Source organism: Martelella sp., assembly GCF_984369615.1.
Window position 1 is genome coordinate 27,079 of sequence record NZ_CFHTCS010000006.1, and the last position, 14,966, is coordinate 42,044.

A 14,966-nucleotide genomic window follows, 5' to 3' on the forward strand; every position below is an offset into this window, starting at 1 on the left:
TGAAGGGGCGCCGCGTGACAACGCGGCGCCCTTCGTGTATCCGGATGGCATTGCTTTTTAGGAGTTTGTGACTTTGACGAATCCGATATTCAAGCGCGTTCTGCTGAAGGTTTCCGGCGAGGCCCTGATGGGCAATCAGGGTTTCGGCATCGACGTTGCCGTTGCCGACCGGATTGCATCCGACATCGCCGAGGTTCGCGCCATGGGCGTCGAGGTCGGCATCGTGGTCGGCGGCGGCAATATTTTCCGCGGCGTCGCCGTGGCCTCCAAGGGGGGCGAGCGCGTGACGGGCGACCACATGGGCATGCTCGGCACGGTGATCAACGCGCTGGCGCTCGCCACCTCGCTGCGCAAGATGGATGTCGATACGGTCGTCCTGTCCGCGATCGCCATGCCGGAGATCTGCCAGTCGTTCTCGCAGCGGGCGACGCGTTCCCATATGGATGCGGGCAAGGTGGTGATCTTTGCGGGCGGTACGGGCAATCCTTTCTTCACCACGGATTCGGCCGCCGCGCTGCGCGCCGCCGAGATCGGCGCGGAGGCGATTTTCAAGGGAACGCAGGTCGACGGCATCTATTCCGCCGACCCGAAGAAGGATCCGCAGGCGACCCGGTTCGAGGCGCTGACCCATCGGCAGGTGCTGGAGCGCGGCCTTCAGGTCATGGATGTCGCCGCCGTGGCGGTGGCGCGGGAGAACAATATTCCGATTATCGTGTTTTCAATCCACGAGCGCGGCGGTTTCGGCCAGATCATGGCCGGCGGCGGTCGCAAGACGATTGTAACCGACGAGTGATGACGGCGCCTGAGGCCTTAAAGGGAAGGCCGGGCGCAAGACGGGAGAATGACGATGAGCGATGCAACCGATCTGAAAGACCTCGAGCGCCGCATGGAAGGCGCCATCAACGCCTTTGTCGGCGACATTACCTCGCTGCGCACCGGGCGGGCGTCGGCCAATATCCTCGATCCGGTTCTGGTCGAGGCCTATGGATCGAAGATGCCGATCAACCAGGTTGCCAACATCACCGTGCCCGAGTCGCGCATGCTGGCGGTCAATGTCTGGGACAAGGGCATGGTGAGCGCCGTCGACCGGGCGATCCGCGAGAGCCATCTGGGCCTCAATCCGATCATGGACGGCCAGAACCTGCGCATTCCGCTGCCGGAGCTGAACGAGGAGCGCCGCCGTTCTTTGGTCAAAGTTGCTCATGAATATGCCGAAAAGGCCAAGGTTGCGATCCGTCATGTCCGCCGCGACGGCATGGATGCCCTGAAGAAGGCCGAGAAAGACGGGGATATCAGCCAGGACGACAGCCGTTCTCTGTCCGATGACGTGCAGAAGCTGACCGACGGCGCAATTTCTCGCATTGACCACTTGCTTGCAGAGAAAGAAAAAGAAATCATGCAGGTCTGATTTTTAACCTGCATTTTTTCAAGAATTTGAGCCACGATATGACCCCTTACGCAGATCCTGCAAAACCTGATCATGTTGCGATTATCATGGATGGCAACGGCCGATGGGCCAGCGGGCGGGGGTTGAAGCGTATTTTCGGGCACCGCAAGGGCGTCGAGGCGGTGCGTCGCGCCGTCGACGCGGCGCGGGACGCAAGGATCAAGCATCTCACGCTTTTTGCCTTCTCCTCGGAAAACTGGAAGCGGCCCGAGGATGAGGTCCGCGATATCATGGAACTGATCGCGATCTTCATTCATCGCGAGCTGCAGACCTATCACCGCCAGAACATGCGCTTCCAGATGATCGGCGAGCGCGCGGGGCTTGGCCCCAAGGTTCTCGGCGCGCTTCAGACGGCCGAGGAACTGACCCGGAACAACACCGGGCTGCATGTCGTCGTCGCCGTCAATTACGGCTCGCGCGCCGAGATCGCCCGGGCGGCTGCCGCTCTCGCGCGGGAGGCCGTGGCGGGGCGGATATCGCCGGACGAGATCGATGAAGCCATGATCACCGGCCGGCTCGATACGGCCGGCATTCCCGACCCGGACCTGATCATCCGCACCAGCGGCGAGCAGCGGCTCTCGAACTTCCTGATGTGGCAGTCGGCCTATTCCGAGCTCGTGTTCCTGCCCTGCCTGTGGCCGGAGTTCTCGCAGGAGAGCTTTGACGAGGCGCTTGCCGAATATGCCCGGCGCTCGCGCCGGTTCGGCGGCGTCGTTCAGCCGGCCGCAGCGCTGACGGGGTCCTGATGGAGCGCGAACTCAAGCTGCGCGTGATGTCGGGCGCGGTTCTTGCCGTCGTCGTTCTTATGGCGACCTGGTTCGGCGGTCCTGCCTTTCTGCTTCTTTCCGTCGCGATCGGGCTTCTTGCCTTTCATGAATGGCTGGCGATGAGCCGGGCGCGGCCCGCCGGCCGCGGCGAAGGAACGATGACGGTCCTGCTCGCCGGCTGGGCGGCGATGATCGCAACCGCCATCCTGACCTTTCTCGAACTCTTCTTGCCGGCGCTGTCGCTTGCCGCCATTGCCGCAGCCACCGCCTATGCCTATGGCCGCAACAGGCCGGTACCGTTCTGGTTTGCCGGCGCGCTCATCTATTGCGGCCTTGCCATGGTTTCGCTTGCGGCGATCAGGAACGGTGGCGCGGCCGGGCTTTACACGATCCTCTTCGTGTTCGCCGTTGTCTGGGCGACCGACATCATGGCCTATTTTGTCGGCCGGGCGCTTGGCGGTCCCAAACTTGCGCCGTCGATCTCGCCGGGCAAGACATGGTCGGGCGCCATCGGCGGAGCGTTCTTCGGCGTCGCGGCCGCCCTTGGGCTGTGCCTGGCCTATGGCGGCACGCCATCCCTGCTTCTGGCCCTGCTGGCGCTCGTTCTCTCCGCCGTCGGCCAGGCCGGCGACCTGTTCGAATCGGCCCTCAAGCGCCGGTGCGGAGCCAAGGATTCCAGCCATCTCATTCCCGGTCACGGCGGGGTGCTGGACCGCGTTGACGGGCTTGTTGCCGCCGCGAGCGCGATGTTCATCATGGCCTGTTTTGCGATGGTCTTCGGCGCAGGCGACAGTGTCGGCGCCGTGCTTTATCGGTGGAGCGGCCTCGCGGCCTTGCCGCCTCTACACGGAGCCTGATTTGGGTATCGGATTTACAAACGCGCCCGGAATGATCGTTGCCTTTCTGGTCGCGATCTCCTTTCTCGTCTTTTTCCACGAGCTCGGCCACTACCTCGTGGCGCGCTGGTGCGGCATCCGCATTCTGGCCTTTTCGCTCGGCTTCGGCCCGGAGATTGTCGGGCGGACGGACAGGCATGGAACGCGCTGGAAAGTCTGCGCCATACCGCTTGGCGGCTATGTGCGCTTTTACGGCGACGAGGATGCCGCAAGCCGCCCGGATTTCGCCGGCGTTGAGGCGCTGCCGCCGGAGGAGCGGGCAAGGACGTTCAACGGCGCGGCGCTGTGGAAGCGGACGCTGACCGTCGCCGCCGGTCCGATCGCGAATTTCCTTCTGGCGATCGCCATTTTCGCCGTCATCTTCTCCGTCTACGGGCGCGGGGTCTCCGACCCCGTGGTCGGCGAAGTGGTGCCGGACGGCCCGGCTGCGGCGGCGGGCGTGAAGCCCGGCGATATCATGGTGGCGCTGGACGGCCAGAAGGTCGGGACCTTCGATGCGGTGGTGCGCTATGTGAGCGTCAGGCCGGGCGTGCCGATCGACCTGACCGTCGAACGCGACGGCGCGCCGATCGAAATGACGGTGGTGCCGGAGCGAATCGAGGAAGAGGACCAGTTCGGCAATGCGATGGAGCTCGGCCGGATCGGCGTGGTCGGAACGCGCGACTCGGGCAATTTCAGGGTGGAGCGCTACCAGCCGCTGGAGGCGATCGGGCAGGGCGCGCTGCAGAGCTGGCACATCGTCGTCAGCACCTATGACTATATTACCAACGTCTTTGCCGGACGGATGAAGGCGGACCAGATCGGCGGCCCGGTGCGCGTGGCGACGATGGCGGGGCAGATGGCCTCGCTCGGCATCGTCGCTTTCGCCAATTTCGCGGCGATTCTGTCCGTCTCGGTCGGCCTCTTCAATCTGCTTCCCGTGCCGATGCTGGACGGCGGTCATCTGCTGTTCTATGCGATCGAGGCGGTTCGCGGCCGGCCTCTGTCGGCCCGCGTCCAGGAATTCGCTTTCCGGGTCGGGCTGTTTCTGGTTCTGGCGCTGATGGTTTTCGCCACATGGAACGACACGCTGGGCCGGATGGGCTGAGGTTTACATTTTAACCCTTTGACACTGTTTGATTAACAGGAGGGGCCTATGATCTTGTCGAAGGTCGCCGGTTGTGAGATTGTGGCCTTGCCTTTGGCGCGGGAGATGATAGGAAACGCGTAGGAGACAGGTTGTCGATTGGTGTAGCCTTCCGTTTACCATAAGTCGAAAAGATCGTGGCGATTTGGCCACGCTTGGGGCGGAAGTTGCATAAGTCGCACGGCTTTCTATTGCGTGGGGGTGTGAAGTCTTTAGAACAAAAGACCACGAAGCCTATAAAACGCTGATATTGAGCGATCATAAAGGGTAGATAGTAGCATGGCCGGTTCAAGATTTTTGAACACAGTTTCAGGTGCGGCGCTTTCGCTGGCAGTCGCCGTGTCCGGGGGGGTCGTCGCCGCCGTTGCTGTGCCCGCAAGCGCATATGCCGCTGTTGTCAGCAATGTCGTGGTCAACGGAACGGGCCAGGCCGGTTCTGATGCGATCAGGTCGAAGCTGACCATCCAGCCGGGGCGCAGCTTCACCGATGCCGATATCAACCAGTCCATCCGCAATCTCTACAGCACCGGCTATTTCTCCGATGTCAAGATTTCGGTTTCCGGTTCGACGCTTGTGGTCAATGTCACCGAGAACCAGCTGATCAACCAGGTGGTCTTCAACGGCAACCGCAAGGTCAACGACAAGAAGCTCGAAGGCGTTGTCCAGCTGCATTCGCTCGGCCCCTACAACGAGGCGCAGGCCCAGGTCGACATCCAGCGCATCAAGGACGCCTATGCGCAGATCGGGCGCGCCGACGTCGAGGTCTCCATCGAGACCGCGACCGTGCAGGACAACCGAATCAACGTGGCCTTCGTCATCGACGAGGGCGGCCGCACAAAGACGCGGAAGATCAACTTCGAGGGCAACAACACCTTCGGCGACGCGCGCCTTGCCTCGGTGATCTCGACCAAGCGCTCGACGCCGCTGTCCTTCCTGACCCGCAAGGATATCTACAATCCGGACAAGGTGCGTCACGACGAGACCCTGCTGCGCGAGTTCTACAACAATCACGGCTTCCCGGATTTCCGTCTGATTTCGACCGATGTCGATTATGACGAGGAAGACAATTCCTATTCGATCACCTTCACCATGTCCGAGGGCGATCGCTATCGCTTCGGCGACATCGGCGTGGCCTCGACCGTGGAAGGCGTCGATATCGACACGCTGAAGGGCGACATCAAGACCAGATCCGGCAAGATCTACGATGCCGACGACATTCAGAAGACCTCGGAATCGATCGCGGCATCGGTTTCCTCGCAGGGCTATCCCTTCGCGCAGGTCAATCCGCGCGGCGATCGCAACTTCAGCAACGACACCTTCTCGGTGAACTACGAGATCGACCAGGGCGTGCGCGCCTATATCGAGCGCATCGAGATCGTCGGCAACACACGCACTCGCGATTATGTGATCCGCCGCGAGTTCGACCTCGCCGAGGGCGATGCCTATAATCGCGAAATGATCGCCCGCGCCAAGCGTCGCCTCGAGGCGCTGGGCTATTTCAGCAATGTCGATATCTCGACGCAGCCCGGCAGCGCGCCGGACCGCGTCGTCATCGTCGTCGATGTGACCGACGAGCCGACCGGCGCGTTCTCGATCGGCGCCGGCTACGACGCTGAAGGCGATTCGCTGGTTGTCGAGCTTTCGGTGCAGGAACGCAACTTCCTTGGCCGCGGCCAGTTCATCCGCGCGTCGGCCGGTCTCGGCGACAACGATTCGCAGATCTACAACTTCTCCTTCACCGAGCCTTTCTTCCTCGGCTATCGCGTGGCGGCAGGTTTCGATCTCTATCGCGCCTATTCGGCTTCGCAGGACTACTATACCTATGCGGAGACGGCCGGCGATATCCGCCTGACGGCGCCGCTGACCGACGAGCTGAGCTCGACGATCAAATATGTCTATCAGCAGTTCGAATATGAAGGCACGGGCGACTGGCAGAACCCGAACAACCTGTCTCCGATCTTCCAGAACCTGATCGACGGCAGCCCGTGGACGGTGTCCTCGGTCGAGCAGGCCTTCAACTTCTCGAGCGTCGACAATTACCAGCAGCCGCGCGAGGGCATTCTCGCCAATCTCACCAATACCGTGGCCGGTCTTGGCGGCGACTCTCACTATTATGCGCTGACGGGTAAGGTTCGCTGGTATCAGATGATTTCCGATCAGGCCGACATTATCGGTTCGCTGACGGCGCGCGGCGGTCTCGTGACACCGTTCGACAGCAATCTGAACGTGTTCGACCAGTTCACGATCGGCGGTCAGGAAATCCGCGGCTTCAAGCAGAACGGCCTTGGTCCGCGTACGGTGCAGCAGGGCGATGCGCTCGGCTCGCAGTACTACACCACGATTTCGGCCGAGGCGAACTTCCCGCTGCCGGGTATCCCCGAGGATATCAATCTGCGCGGGGCGGCCTATGTGGATGCCGGTTCGGCCTGGGGCAATGCCGTTGAGCTTGCCAATACGGCCATCGAGGGAACGGATTTCTCGATCCGTGCATCCGGCGGCGTCGGCCTCATCTGGAATTCGCCCTTCGGCGACCTGCGCTTCGACTACGCCATTCCCTTCGCCAAGGAAGATTTCGACGAAACTCAGCGGTTCCGGTTCGGAATTGCCAACACCTTCTGATATTGCTGTCCAGAGCTCATATCGTTTCCGTTCTGGAGAGATTGAATGGATCAGAACCAGTTTTTCGGTGCGCGGCAGTCGATTCGTCTCGACGAGTTGGCGTCGCGCATCGGATCTGTTTTGTCGAACGCGGATGCCGGCGAGCGGATGGTGGAATCCGTTGCGCCGATCTATCGCGCCGGTCCCTATGATATCTGCTACATCCTGTCCCGGAACAGCATTGACCAGTTGAAGAGCTGCAGGGCGGCGGCGGTGATCTGCTCCCCGGAGATGAAGAAGCATATTCCGGCGTCCTTGCCGTCGCTCGTTTCCGATATGCCGCAACTTGCCTTTGCCCGCGCGGCGGCACAGCTCTATCCGGCTGCCATGCGGCCGCAGCCGGTGATGCAGCGCCAAAGCGGCATCTCCGCGCAGGCCGTTATTGACGATACGGCGGTGATCGAGAAAAGCGTGGAGATCGCGCCGTTCGCCGTGGTCGGCGCGCGCGCCGTGATCGGCGCGGGAAGTCGTATCCTGTGCGGCACGGTCGTGGGAGCGGATGTCAAGATTGGCCGCAATGTCACCCTGGGAGCGCATGTTTCCGTCTCCAATGCGCTGATCGGCAATAATGTGATCATTCACACCGGCGCGCGCATCGGTCAGGACGGCTTCGGTTATGCGCCCGGGCCGACCGGCATGGTGAAACTGCCGCAGATCGGCCGGGTCATCATTCAGGACGATGTCGAGATCGGCGCCAATACCACGATCGACCGCGGCGCGATGGACGATACCGTGATCGGCGAGGGGACCAAGATCGATAATCTGGTGCAGATCGCCCATAACGTGCAGATCGGCCGGCATTGCGGTATTGTCAGCCAGGTCGGCATTGCCGGCAGCACCAGGATCGGCGATGGCGTGATGATCGGCGGTCAGGCCGGGCTCAACGGCCATATCGAGATCGGCAGCGGCGCGCAGATCGCCGCCAAGAGCGGGGTGCTGACCTCCGTGCCGGCCGGCGCCCGCATCGGGGGGAATCCGGCCCGGCCGATCCGGGACTATCTGCGGGACGTGGCGGAGATCGCCCGACGCGCCGCCAAATCGGGAGACAAGCAAGGTGAGTGACGAGACGAAGACATCGATGGGGAAGATGGATCTTCTGGAGATCATGAAGTTCCTGCCGCACCGTTACCCTTTTCTTCTGGTAGACCGGATTATCGAGATCGACGGCGACGACGGTGCGGTCGGCATCAAGAATGTGACGGCCAACGAGCCGCATTTTCAGGGCCACTTCCCGGAAATGCCGATCATGCCGGGCGTTCTGCTTGTCGAGGGCATGGCCCAGACGGCCGGCGCGATCTGCGCGCGCAAGGCCGATGAGGTCGACAACCTCGTATATTTCATGACGATCGACAATGCCCGCTTCCGCAAGCCCGTGGTGCCGGGCGATCAGGTGCGGTTCAAGGTCGTCAAACAGAAACAGCGCCGGCGCGTGTGGAAGTTCCACTGCGAAGCGCTTGTCGACGGCCAGCTCGTCGCCGAAGCCGATATCGGCGCCATGATGGTGCGCAAGGACGAAGAATGACCAGGATTTCCAGCTCCGCGAAAATCGACAGGACTGCCATTGTCGAGGACGGAGCCGTGATTGGTGAACATGCCGAGATCGGCGCGTTTTGCTATGTCGGGGCGAATGTCGTGCTCGGCGACAATGTGAAGCTTCACCATCATGCCGTGGTCGAGGGCATCACGCGGCTCGGCGATGGCTGCGCGGTCTTTCCCATGGCGGTCATCGGCGGCGCGCCGCAAAGCATTCGCCACGATGGCAGCGATACGCGCCTCGAGATCGGCGCCAATTGCATTTTCCGCGAGGGCGTCACCGTCAATACCGGTTCCTCCCATGGCGGCGGCGAGACAATTGTCGGCCACGACAATCTGTTTCTGGCCAATTCCCATGTCGGCCATGACTGCCGCATCGGCAACCACGTGATCCTTTCAAACAATGTCATGATCGGCGGCCATGCGGTGGTTCACGACCGGGCGATCCTGAGCGGCGGCGCGGCGATCCACCAGTTCGTGCAGATCGGCCGCCAGGCTTTCATCGGCGGGCTGGCGGGGGTCGTCAACGACGTCATCCCCTATGCGATGGTCGTCGACAATCCGGCCTTCATGGGCGGGCTGAATGTTGTCGGCATGCAGCGCGCCGGTATGAGCAAGGGCGAGGTTCATGCCGTGCGGCGGGCCTACCAGGCGATCTTTTCGGCGGGGACGGTTCTGGATAATGCGCGGGCGCTGCGCAGCGGGCCGGACGCGCTTGAGGGCGCTGCCCGCGAGATCATCGATTTCATTCTCGACCGTGACAGCGAGCGGGCGCTGACCACACCGGGTTCGCGCCGCCGGGGCAGCCAGGCGTGAGCGGCACATCGGCCCGCGATGCGGAGCCGGTCGCAATCATCGCCGGAAACGGCCGTCTGCCCCTCTATGTCGCCGAAGCCGCGCGGGACGCCGGAACGCCGACCTTCATCGTTCAGTTGCGTGGCGAGGGCGGCAATGACTGGTCGGATTTCGACCATATGGATGCCGATCTTGGCGGGTTTCAGCCGGTTGTCGCTGCACTGCGCAAGCGCGGGATCCGCAGGATCGTGCTGTCCGGCGGGGTGCGTTCCCGCCCCGAACTGACGAGCCTGCGCCCGACGGCGCGGCTGATCTGGTCTCTGCCCGCAATCCTGAAAAAACTGCGCAGCGGCGGCGATGACAAGGTGTTGCGCATGGTGATCGACCTGTTCGAGCGGCACGGTTTTGAAATCATCGCCGCGCAGGATATTGCCGGCGATCTTCTGGCGACCGCGGGCACGCTCGGCGCTGTGGCGCCGGATCGCGAGGACCGGGCCGATATTGCGGCCGCCGCCGACGCGGCGCGCGTCATCGGCTCCATGGATATCGGCCAGGGCGCCGTCAGTCTCGGCGGGCGCGTGGTGGCGCTTGAGGGCGCGGAAGGCACCGACCAGATGCTTGAACGCGTGCGCGCCATGCGCGCGGCTGGCCGGATTTCACAGAAGCGTCGCGGCGTTCTTGTCAAACTGTGCAAACCGCAGCAGGATCTGCGCGCCGACCTGCCGTCGATCGGGCCGGAGACGGTGCGGGCTGCCGCTGCCGCCGGGCTGGGCGGCATCACGGTGGAGGCGGGACGGGCGCTTGTGCTGGACCGTGCCGAGGCCATTGCCGAGGCCGACAGGGCAGGGCTTTTCCTGCTCGGCCTTGAACCGGGCGAGGTCTCGGGCCGCATTCTCTGAATATCGGCATTTCATCAGGGGAAGGGACACTCGTGTCAAAGAGCTTGAAAATCGGCGTGATCGCGGGCGAGGTTTCCGGTGATCTGCTTGGCGGCGACCTGATTGCCGCGCTGAGGACGATGCATTCCGGCCCGGTGGAACTCATCGGCGTCGGCGGTGATGCGCTCACGGCCCAGGGGCTCTCTTCGCTGTTTGACTATTCCGACCTGTCGATCATGGGCTTTACCCAGGTGCTTGCAAGGCTGCCGCTCCTGATCCGGCGCATCCGTCAGACGGCGGACGCGCTGATTGCCGCGCGGCCGGACGTGCTCGTCATTATTGATAGTCCGGATTTCACCCACCGCGTGGCGAAACGGGTGAAAAAGGCGCTGCCGGACCTGCCGGTCGTCAATTATGTCTGTCCCAGCGTCTGGGCCTGGAAGGAATACCGGGCGCGCGACATGCTCGCCTATGTCGACCACGTGCTGGCGGTGCTGCCCTTCGAGCCGGAGGAGATGCAGCGCCTTGGCGGGCCGCCGACCACATTTGTCGGTCACCGCCTCAGCGAGGAGCCGGGCGTGCTGGCAGCCCGTGGCAACACAGCCTTGCCGGAGGAGGGGGAGGCGCCGACCATCCTGCTTTTGCCGGGCTCGCGCGCGGGCGAGATCAACGCTCTGGCGCCGGTTTTCCGTGATGTCGCGAGGATCTATGCCGAGCGCAATGCGATGCCGCGCTTCGTGCTGCCGACGGTCACCCGCCGGCAGGAGATGGTGCGCGCCGCCATTGCCGACTGGCCGGTGAAGCCCGAGGTCGTGGTCGGCGACGCGGCCAAATGGGAAGCCTTCGGCGCCGCGCATGCGGCCGTTGCCGCTTCCGGCACGGTGGTGCTGGAACTGGCGCTTTCCGGCATTCCGGTCATTTCGGCCTACAAGGCGGATTTCATCGGCCGGTTCATGCTGAAGAAGATCACCATCTGGTCGGCCTCGCTGCCGAATCTCATAGCCGACCGGCCGCTGGTGCCGGAATATTTCGATGACACGATGCGGGCCGGCGCGCTGGCACGGTGGATGGAGCTTCTGACGCGGGACACGCCGCAGCGCAAGACCATGCTGGACGGGTTCGACGCGGTCTTTTCGATGATGCGCACGGCGGTTGCGCCCGGGCGGCGGGCGGCGGAAGTGACGCTTCAAGTGCTCGAAGACAAGAACAGGCCGTAGCCGACCGAGAGGCCGGACAGCAAAAAGGGCCGCGATTGCGGCCCTTTTCGATAAGTGCAAGCGGCTTTTGAAATCAGCGCTTGGAGAACTGGAACGAACGGCGGGCCTTCGCGCGGCCGTACTTCTTGCGCTCGACGACGCGGCTGTCGCGGGTGAGGAAGCCGTTCTTCTTCAGGATGCCGCGCAGTTCTGGCTCGAAATAGGTCAGAGCCTTGGAGATGCCGTGACGCACGGCGCCTGCCTGGCCGGAAAGGCCACCGCCGGTGACGGTCGCGACGATGTCGAACTGGCCGGCACGCGACGTCAGCACGATCGGCTGCTGCAGGATCATCTGCAGAACCGGACGACCGAAATATTCGGTGAAATCCTTGCCATTGACGGTGATCTTGCCGGAACCGGCCTTCACCCACACGCGGGCGACGGCGTCTTTGCGCTTGCCGGTGGCATAGGCGCGGCCGAGATCGTCAACCTTGCGTTCGTGAACAGGGGCTGCGGGGGCTTCGGAGGCCGTGGCGACATCGCCAAGCGTCTTCAGATCGGACAGGTCAGCCATTAAGCGCTCCTTACATTCTTCTTGTTGAGCTTGGCAACGTCGAGAACTTCGGGCTGCTGGGCTTCATGCGGGTGGTTGGTGCCGGCGTAAACGCGCAGGTTCTTCATCTGGCGACGGCCAAGCGGACCGCGCGGAATCATGCGCTCGACAGCCTTCTCGATGACGCGCTCGGGGAAGCGGCCCTCGATGATCTGGCGCGCATTGCGCTCCTTGATGCCGCCGGGGTAACCGGTGTGCCAGTAGTACATCTTGTCATTGTACTTCTTGCCGGTCATCGCGACCTTTTCGGCATTGATGACGATAACGTTGTCGCCATCATCGACATGCGGGGTGAAGGTGGCTTTGTGCTTGCCGCGAAGGCGCATGGCAACGAGCGAAGCGAGACGGCCGAGGACGAGGCCTTCGGCATCGATCACGATCCACTTCTTCACCACCTCTTCAGGCTTCTGGGAGAAGGTAACCATTTTCTGATACTCTCAAGTTCATTCCGGCCCGAGGGACGGACGTTTTTTGTTGCTTTGCTTGGGGTTCCAAGCCGGACCATATACGCCAGGCGCATATGTTGGCGGTTGTATAGAGAGCAGCTTGCGCAAGGTCAAGCTCTAATATTGGTCAGTATGGATGAATTAATCATATAATTCAATGCTTTAAAAATGCGGTAATATATTACCGTAGGATTTGCTTGGTTCTTGCCACTTTTTTGGAGTTCCGGGGACATGACCTGAAATGCCTTGACCGCGCGGCCGGTCGCAAATCCGCTGGCCTCTCGCGTCAAAATGTGGGAACATAGCATGAACGAAATGCGAAGCGGGAGTACGGGATGACCTTTCAGCGCAGGATCAGCATGATCACGCTCGGCGTGGACGATCTGGCGGGCACGACCGCCTTTTACGAGCGGCTCGGCTGGAAGCGGTCGTCAGCCTCGCAGGAGGGCGTGACCTTTTTCGGCCTCGATGGCATCGTCCTCGGGCTTTTCGGCCGCAGGGCGCTGGCGGAGGATGCGGGGCTTTCGGGTTTGCCCGACGAAAAGCCGGCCTTTTCGGGGGTTGCGCTTGCCTATAATGTGGGATCGGCGGCGCAGGTGGACGAGACCATCGCCTTTGCCGCCCAGTGCGGCGGCACGGTGGTGAAGCCGGGCGAGGCGGTTTTCTGGGGCGGATACAGCGGCTATTTTGCCGATCCGGAGGGCCATCTCTGGGAAGTCGCCTATAACCCCTTCTCGCCGCTTGATGCGAATGGCCGCATGACCTTGCCGGATTGATTGCCTCTGTCTTGCATTCATCGGTCCGGCGAGCGATAAGCCGCTGCGATCGATCGATATGAAGAAGGATGCCATGGCAGGCACGAACAGCGAGCTTCCGCTCATCGCCGAAGGGCCGGTGATCATTCTGGTAAATCCGCAACTGGGCGAGAATATCGGCATGGTGGCGCGCGCCATGGCGAATTTCGGCCTTGCCGAACTGCGTCTCGTTGACCCGCGCGACGGCTGGCCGAGCGACACGGCCCGCGCCGCCGCCTCCAAGGCCGACCACGTGATTGACGGCGCGACGGTGCACGGGACCCTCGCCGATGCGATATCCGACCTCAACTTCGTCTACGCCACGACGGCGCGCAGCCGCGACGGGTTCAAGCCGGTGAGGGGGCCGAGCGTTGCCGCCAGCACGCTTCGCCAGCGCCATCGCGGCGGTGAGCGCACCGGCATCCTGTTCGGGCGAGAGCGCTGGGGCCTCAACAATGAGGAGGTCGGCATGGCAGACGAGATCGTGACCTTTCCGGTCAATCCGGCCTTTGCCTCGCTCAACATCGCCCAGGCCGTGCTGCTCATGTCCTATGAGTGGATGAAATCCGGCATGGCGGACGAGAGCGAGACGCCGTTCCAGGCGGTTGAGCAGACGCCCGCGACCAAAGAGGATCTCTTCGGCTTTTTCGGCCATCTGGAAGAAGCGCTCGATGCGCGCGGCTATTTCCGTCCGGCCGACAAGAAGCCGCGCATGGTCGACAACCTGCGTTCGGTCTTTACCCGCCGCGCCATGAGCATGCAGGAGATCCACCTGCTGCGCGGGGTGATCTCCTCGCTCGACAGATACAGCCGCAAGAACCCGCGCGGCGGCGAGGGCAGCGATGGCTGAGGCCGCCGAAGGTCCGGTCCTGGTCTTCGATTCCGGCATTGGCGGGCTGACCGTGCTGCGCGAGGCGCGCATGCTGATGCCGGACCGGCGCTTCGTCTATGTCGCCGACAATGCCGCTTTCCCCTATGGAGACTGGCCCGAAGAGGCGCTGCTTGCCCATCTTCTGGCGCTGTTCGAGCGCCTGCTCGAAGATATCCGTCCGGCCTGCGTCATCATTGCCTGCAACACCGCCTTCACGCTTGCCGGAAGCGCGCTGCGGGCCCGGTTTCCGGCAACCGATTTCGTCGGCACGGTTCCGGCGATCAAGCCGGCCGCCGAGCGCACGTCCTCGAAGCTGATCTCGGTTCTTGCGACGCCGGCCACTGTCAGGCGCGATTATACGCGGGCGCTGATTGAAAGCTTCGCCACCCATTGCCACGCCCGGCTGGTCGGCTCGAAATATCTGGCGGCGCTGGCCGAGACCTATATCAGCGGCGGCGAAGTGACGGATGAGGCGCTGTGGACGGAGATCGCGCCCTGTTTCGTGGAGGAAGAAGGCCGGCGTACCGATATCGTCGTGCTCGCCTGCACGCATTATCCCTTCCTTGCCAACCGCTTCCGCAAGCTTGCGCCCTGGCCGGTCGATTGGCTGAACCCGGCGGAGGCGATTGCCCTGCAGGCCAGGCGCGTTCTGGGCGAGCGACCGTCCGCCGCCATCGAGGGGGTGAACCGCGACGTCGCGATCTTCACCAGCAGCGATGTTCGACCGGAGATCAAGCGACTGATGCAGGGCTTCGGATTGATCGTCGCCGACGCGGCAGTGCGCTGGAGCATTTCGCAGTCAGATGGAAACATCTGACGCCAAGCGAAAATGCGTCAAAACAAATAGATAGAGCGGTTGCGCGTTTCCACGAAAGGCGGAACCGCTCTAGCTGTGGGCTTTCAGGAGGTTGTCCATTCGGAGCGGACCGAGGAGACTGGAGTTACC

General features: G+C 62.7%; 16 protein-coding genes. 14 read left to right on the forward strand and 2 right to left on the reverse strand.

Annotated elements, in window-relative coordinates:
• Positions 1-73 precede the first annotated feature (73 nt).
• From pyrH to lpxB, 11 genes are all read left to right on the forward strand, one after another.
• Positions 74-793 carry a UMP kinase gene (gene pyrH / locus AC5DC2_RS01300; protein WP_024707960.1) on the forward strand — a complete coding sequence of 240 codons (720 nt, stop codon included), beginning with the start codon at positions 74-76 and terminating at the stop codon, positions 791-793.
• Positions 794-847: 54 nt separating this feature from the next.
• The gene (gene frr, locus AC5DC2_RS01305) at positions 848-1,408 is read left to right on the forward strand and encodes a ribosome recycling factor (protein ID WP_024707959.1); all 561 of its coding nucleotides are present in this window, start codon (positions 848-850) and stop codon (positions 1,406-1,408) included.
• Positions 1,409-1,446: 38 nt separating this feature from the next.
• Positions 1,447-2,193: an isoprenyl transferase gene (locus tag AC5DC2_RS01310; protein WP_024707958.1), complete on the forward strand. Its 747-nt coding sequence runs from the start codon at positions 1,447-1,449 to the stop codon at positions 2,191-2,193.
• Entirely contained in the window at positions 2,193-3,071 is an 879-nt protein-coding gene (locus AC5DC2_RS01315) for a phosphatidate cytidylyltransferase (RefSeq protein ID WP_491697215.1), read from the forward strand. Before AC5DC2_RS01310 ends, AC5DC2_RS01315 begins: the two co-directional genes overlap by 1 nt.
• Before the next feature lie 31 nt (positions 3,072-3,102).
• Positions 3,103-4,197, forward strand: coding sequence for an RIP metalloprotease RseP (gene rseP, locus AC5DC2_RS01320; protein ID WP_200338073.1), 1,095 nt, complete (start codon positions 3,103-3,105; stop codon positions 4,195-4,197).
• Positions 4,198-4,515: 318 nt separating this feature from the next.
• Positions 4,516-6,855: an outer membrane protein assembly factor BamA gene (gene bamA / locus AC5DC2_RS01325; RefSeq protein ID WP_491697216.1), complete on the forward strand. Its 2,340-nt coding sequence runs from the start codon at positions 4,516-4,518 to the stop codon at positions 6,853-6,855.
• Positions 6,856-6,900: 45 nt separating this feature from the next.
• Complete coding sequence (lpxD, locus tag AC5DC2_RS01330; RefSeq protein ID WP_491697217.1) at positions 6,901-7,956, forward strand: UDP-3-O-(3-hydroxymyristoyl)glucosamine N-acyltransferase; 1,056 nt, start codon at positions 6,901-6,903, stop codon at positions 7,954-7,956.
• Positions 7,949-8,416, forward strand: coding sequence for a 3-hydroxyacyl-ACP dehydratase FabZ (gene fabZ / locus AC5DC2_RS01335; protein ID WP_024707953.1), 468 nt, complete (start codon positions 7,949-7,951; stop codon positions 8,414-8,416). Before lpxD ends, fabZ begins: the two co-directional genes overlap by 8 nt.
• A complete protein-coding gene (lpxA, locus tag AC5DC2_RS01340) occupies positions 8,413-9,243 on the forward strand; it encodes an acyl-ACP--UDP-N-acetylglucosamine O-acyltransferase (RefSeq protein ID WP_491697218.1) in 831 nt (276 codons plus the stop codon). Before fabZ ends, lpxA begins: the two co-directional genes overlap by 4 nt.
• Positions 9,240-10,121, forward strand: coding sequence for an LpxI family protein (locus AC5DC2_RS01345; protein ID WP_491697219.1), 882 nt, complete (start codon positions 9,240-9,242; stop codon positions 10,119-10,121). The genes lpxA and AC5DC2_RS01345 overlap by 4 nt, the downstream gene beginning before the upstream one ends.
• 32 nt (positions 10,122-10,153) lie before the next feature.
• Positions 10,154-11,317: a lipid-A-disaccharide synthase gene (gene lpxB / locus AC5DC2_RS01350; RefSeq protein ID WP_491697220.1), complete on the forward strand. Its 1,164-nt coding sequence runs from the start codon at positions 10,154-10,156 to the stop codon at positions 11,315-11,317.
• A gap of 73 nt (positions 11,318-11,390) precedes the next feature.
• On the opposite strand, the gene rpsI is transcribed toward lpxB, so the two are convergent.
• Together rpsI and rplM are read right to left on the reverse strand one after the other, a co-directional pair.
• A complete protein-coding gene (gene rpsI / locus AC5DC2_RS01355; RefSeq protein WP_024707949.1) occupies positions 11,391-11,870 on the reverse strand; it encodes a 30S ribosomal protein S9 in 480 nt (159 codons plus the stop codon).
• Positions 11,870-12,334, reverse strand: coding sequence for a 50S ribosomal protein L13 (gene rplM / locus AC5DC2_RS01360; protein ID WP_024707948.1), 465 nt, complete (start codon positions 12,332-12,334; stop codon positions 11,870-11,872). The genes rpsI and rplM overlap by 1 nt, the downstream gene beginning before the upstream one ends.
• Before the next feature lie 356 nt (positions 12,335-12,690).
• Between rplM and AC5DC2_RS01365 the strand changes: the two genes are divergently transcribed.
• From AC5DC2_RS01365 to murI, 3 genes are all read left to right on the forward strand, one after another.
• On the forward strand, positions 12,691-13,131 hold the full coding sequence (locus AC5DC2_RS01365; RefSeq protein WP_491697221.1) for a VOC family protein: 441 nt from the start codon (positions 12,691-12,693) through the stop codon (positions 13,129-13,131).
• 73 nt (positions 13,132-13,204) lie between these two features.
• The gene (locus tag AC5DC2_RS01370; RefSeq protein WP_491697222.1) at positions 13,205-13,999 is read left to right on the forward strand and encodes an RNA methyltransferase; all 795 of its coding nucleotides are present in this window, start codon (positions 13,205-13,207) and stop codon (positions 13,997-13,999) included.
• Positions 13,992-14,837, forward strand: coding sequence for a glutamate racemase (gene murI, locus AC5DC2_RS01375; RefSeq protein ID WP_491697223.1), 846 nt, complete (start codon positions 13,992-13,994; stop codon positions 14,835-14,837). The genes AC5DC2_RS01370 and murI overlap by 8 nt, the downstream gene beginning before the upstream one ends.
• Positions 14,838-14,966: the final 129 nt, after the last annotated feature.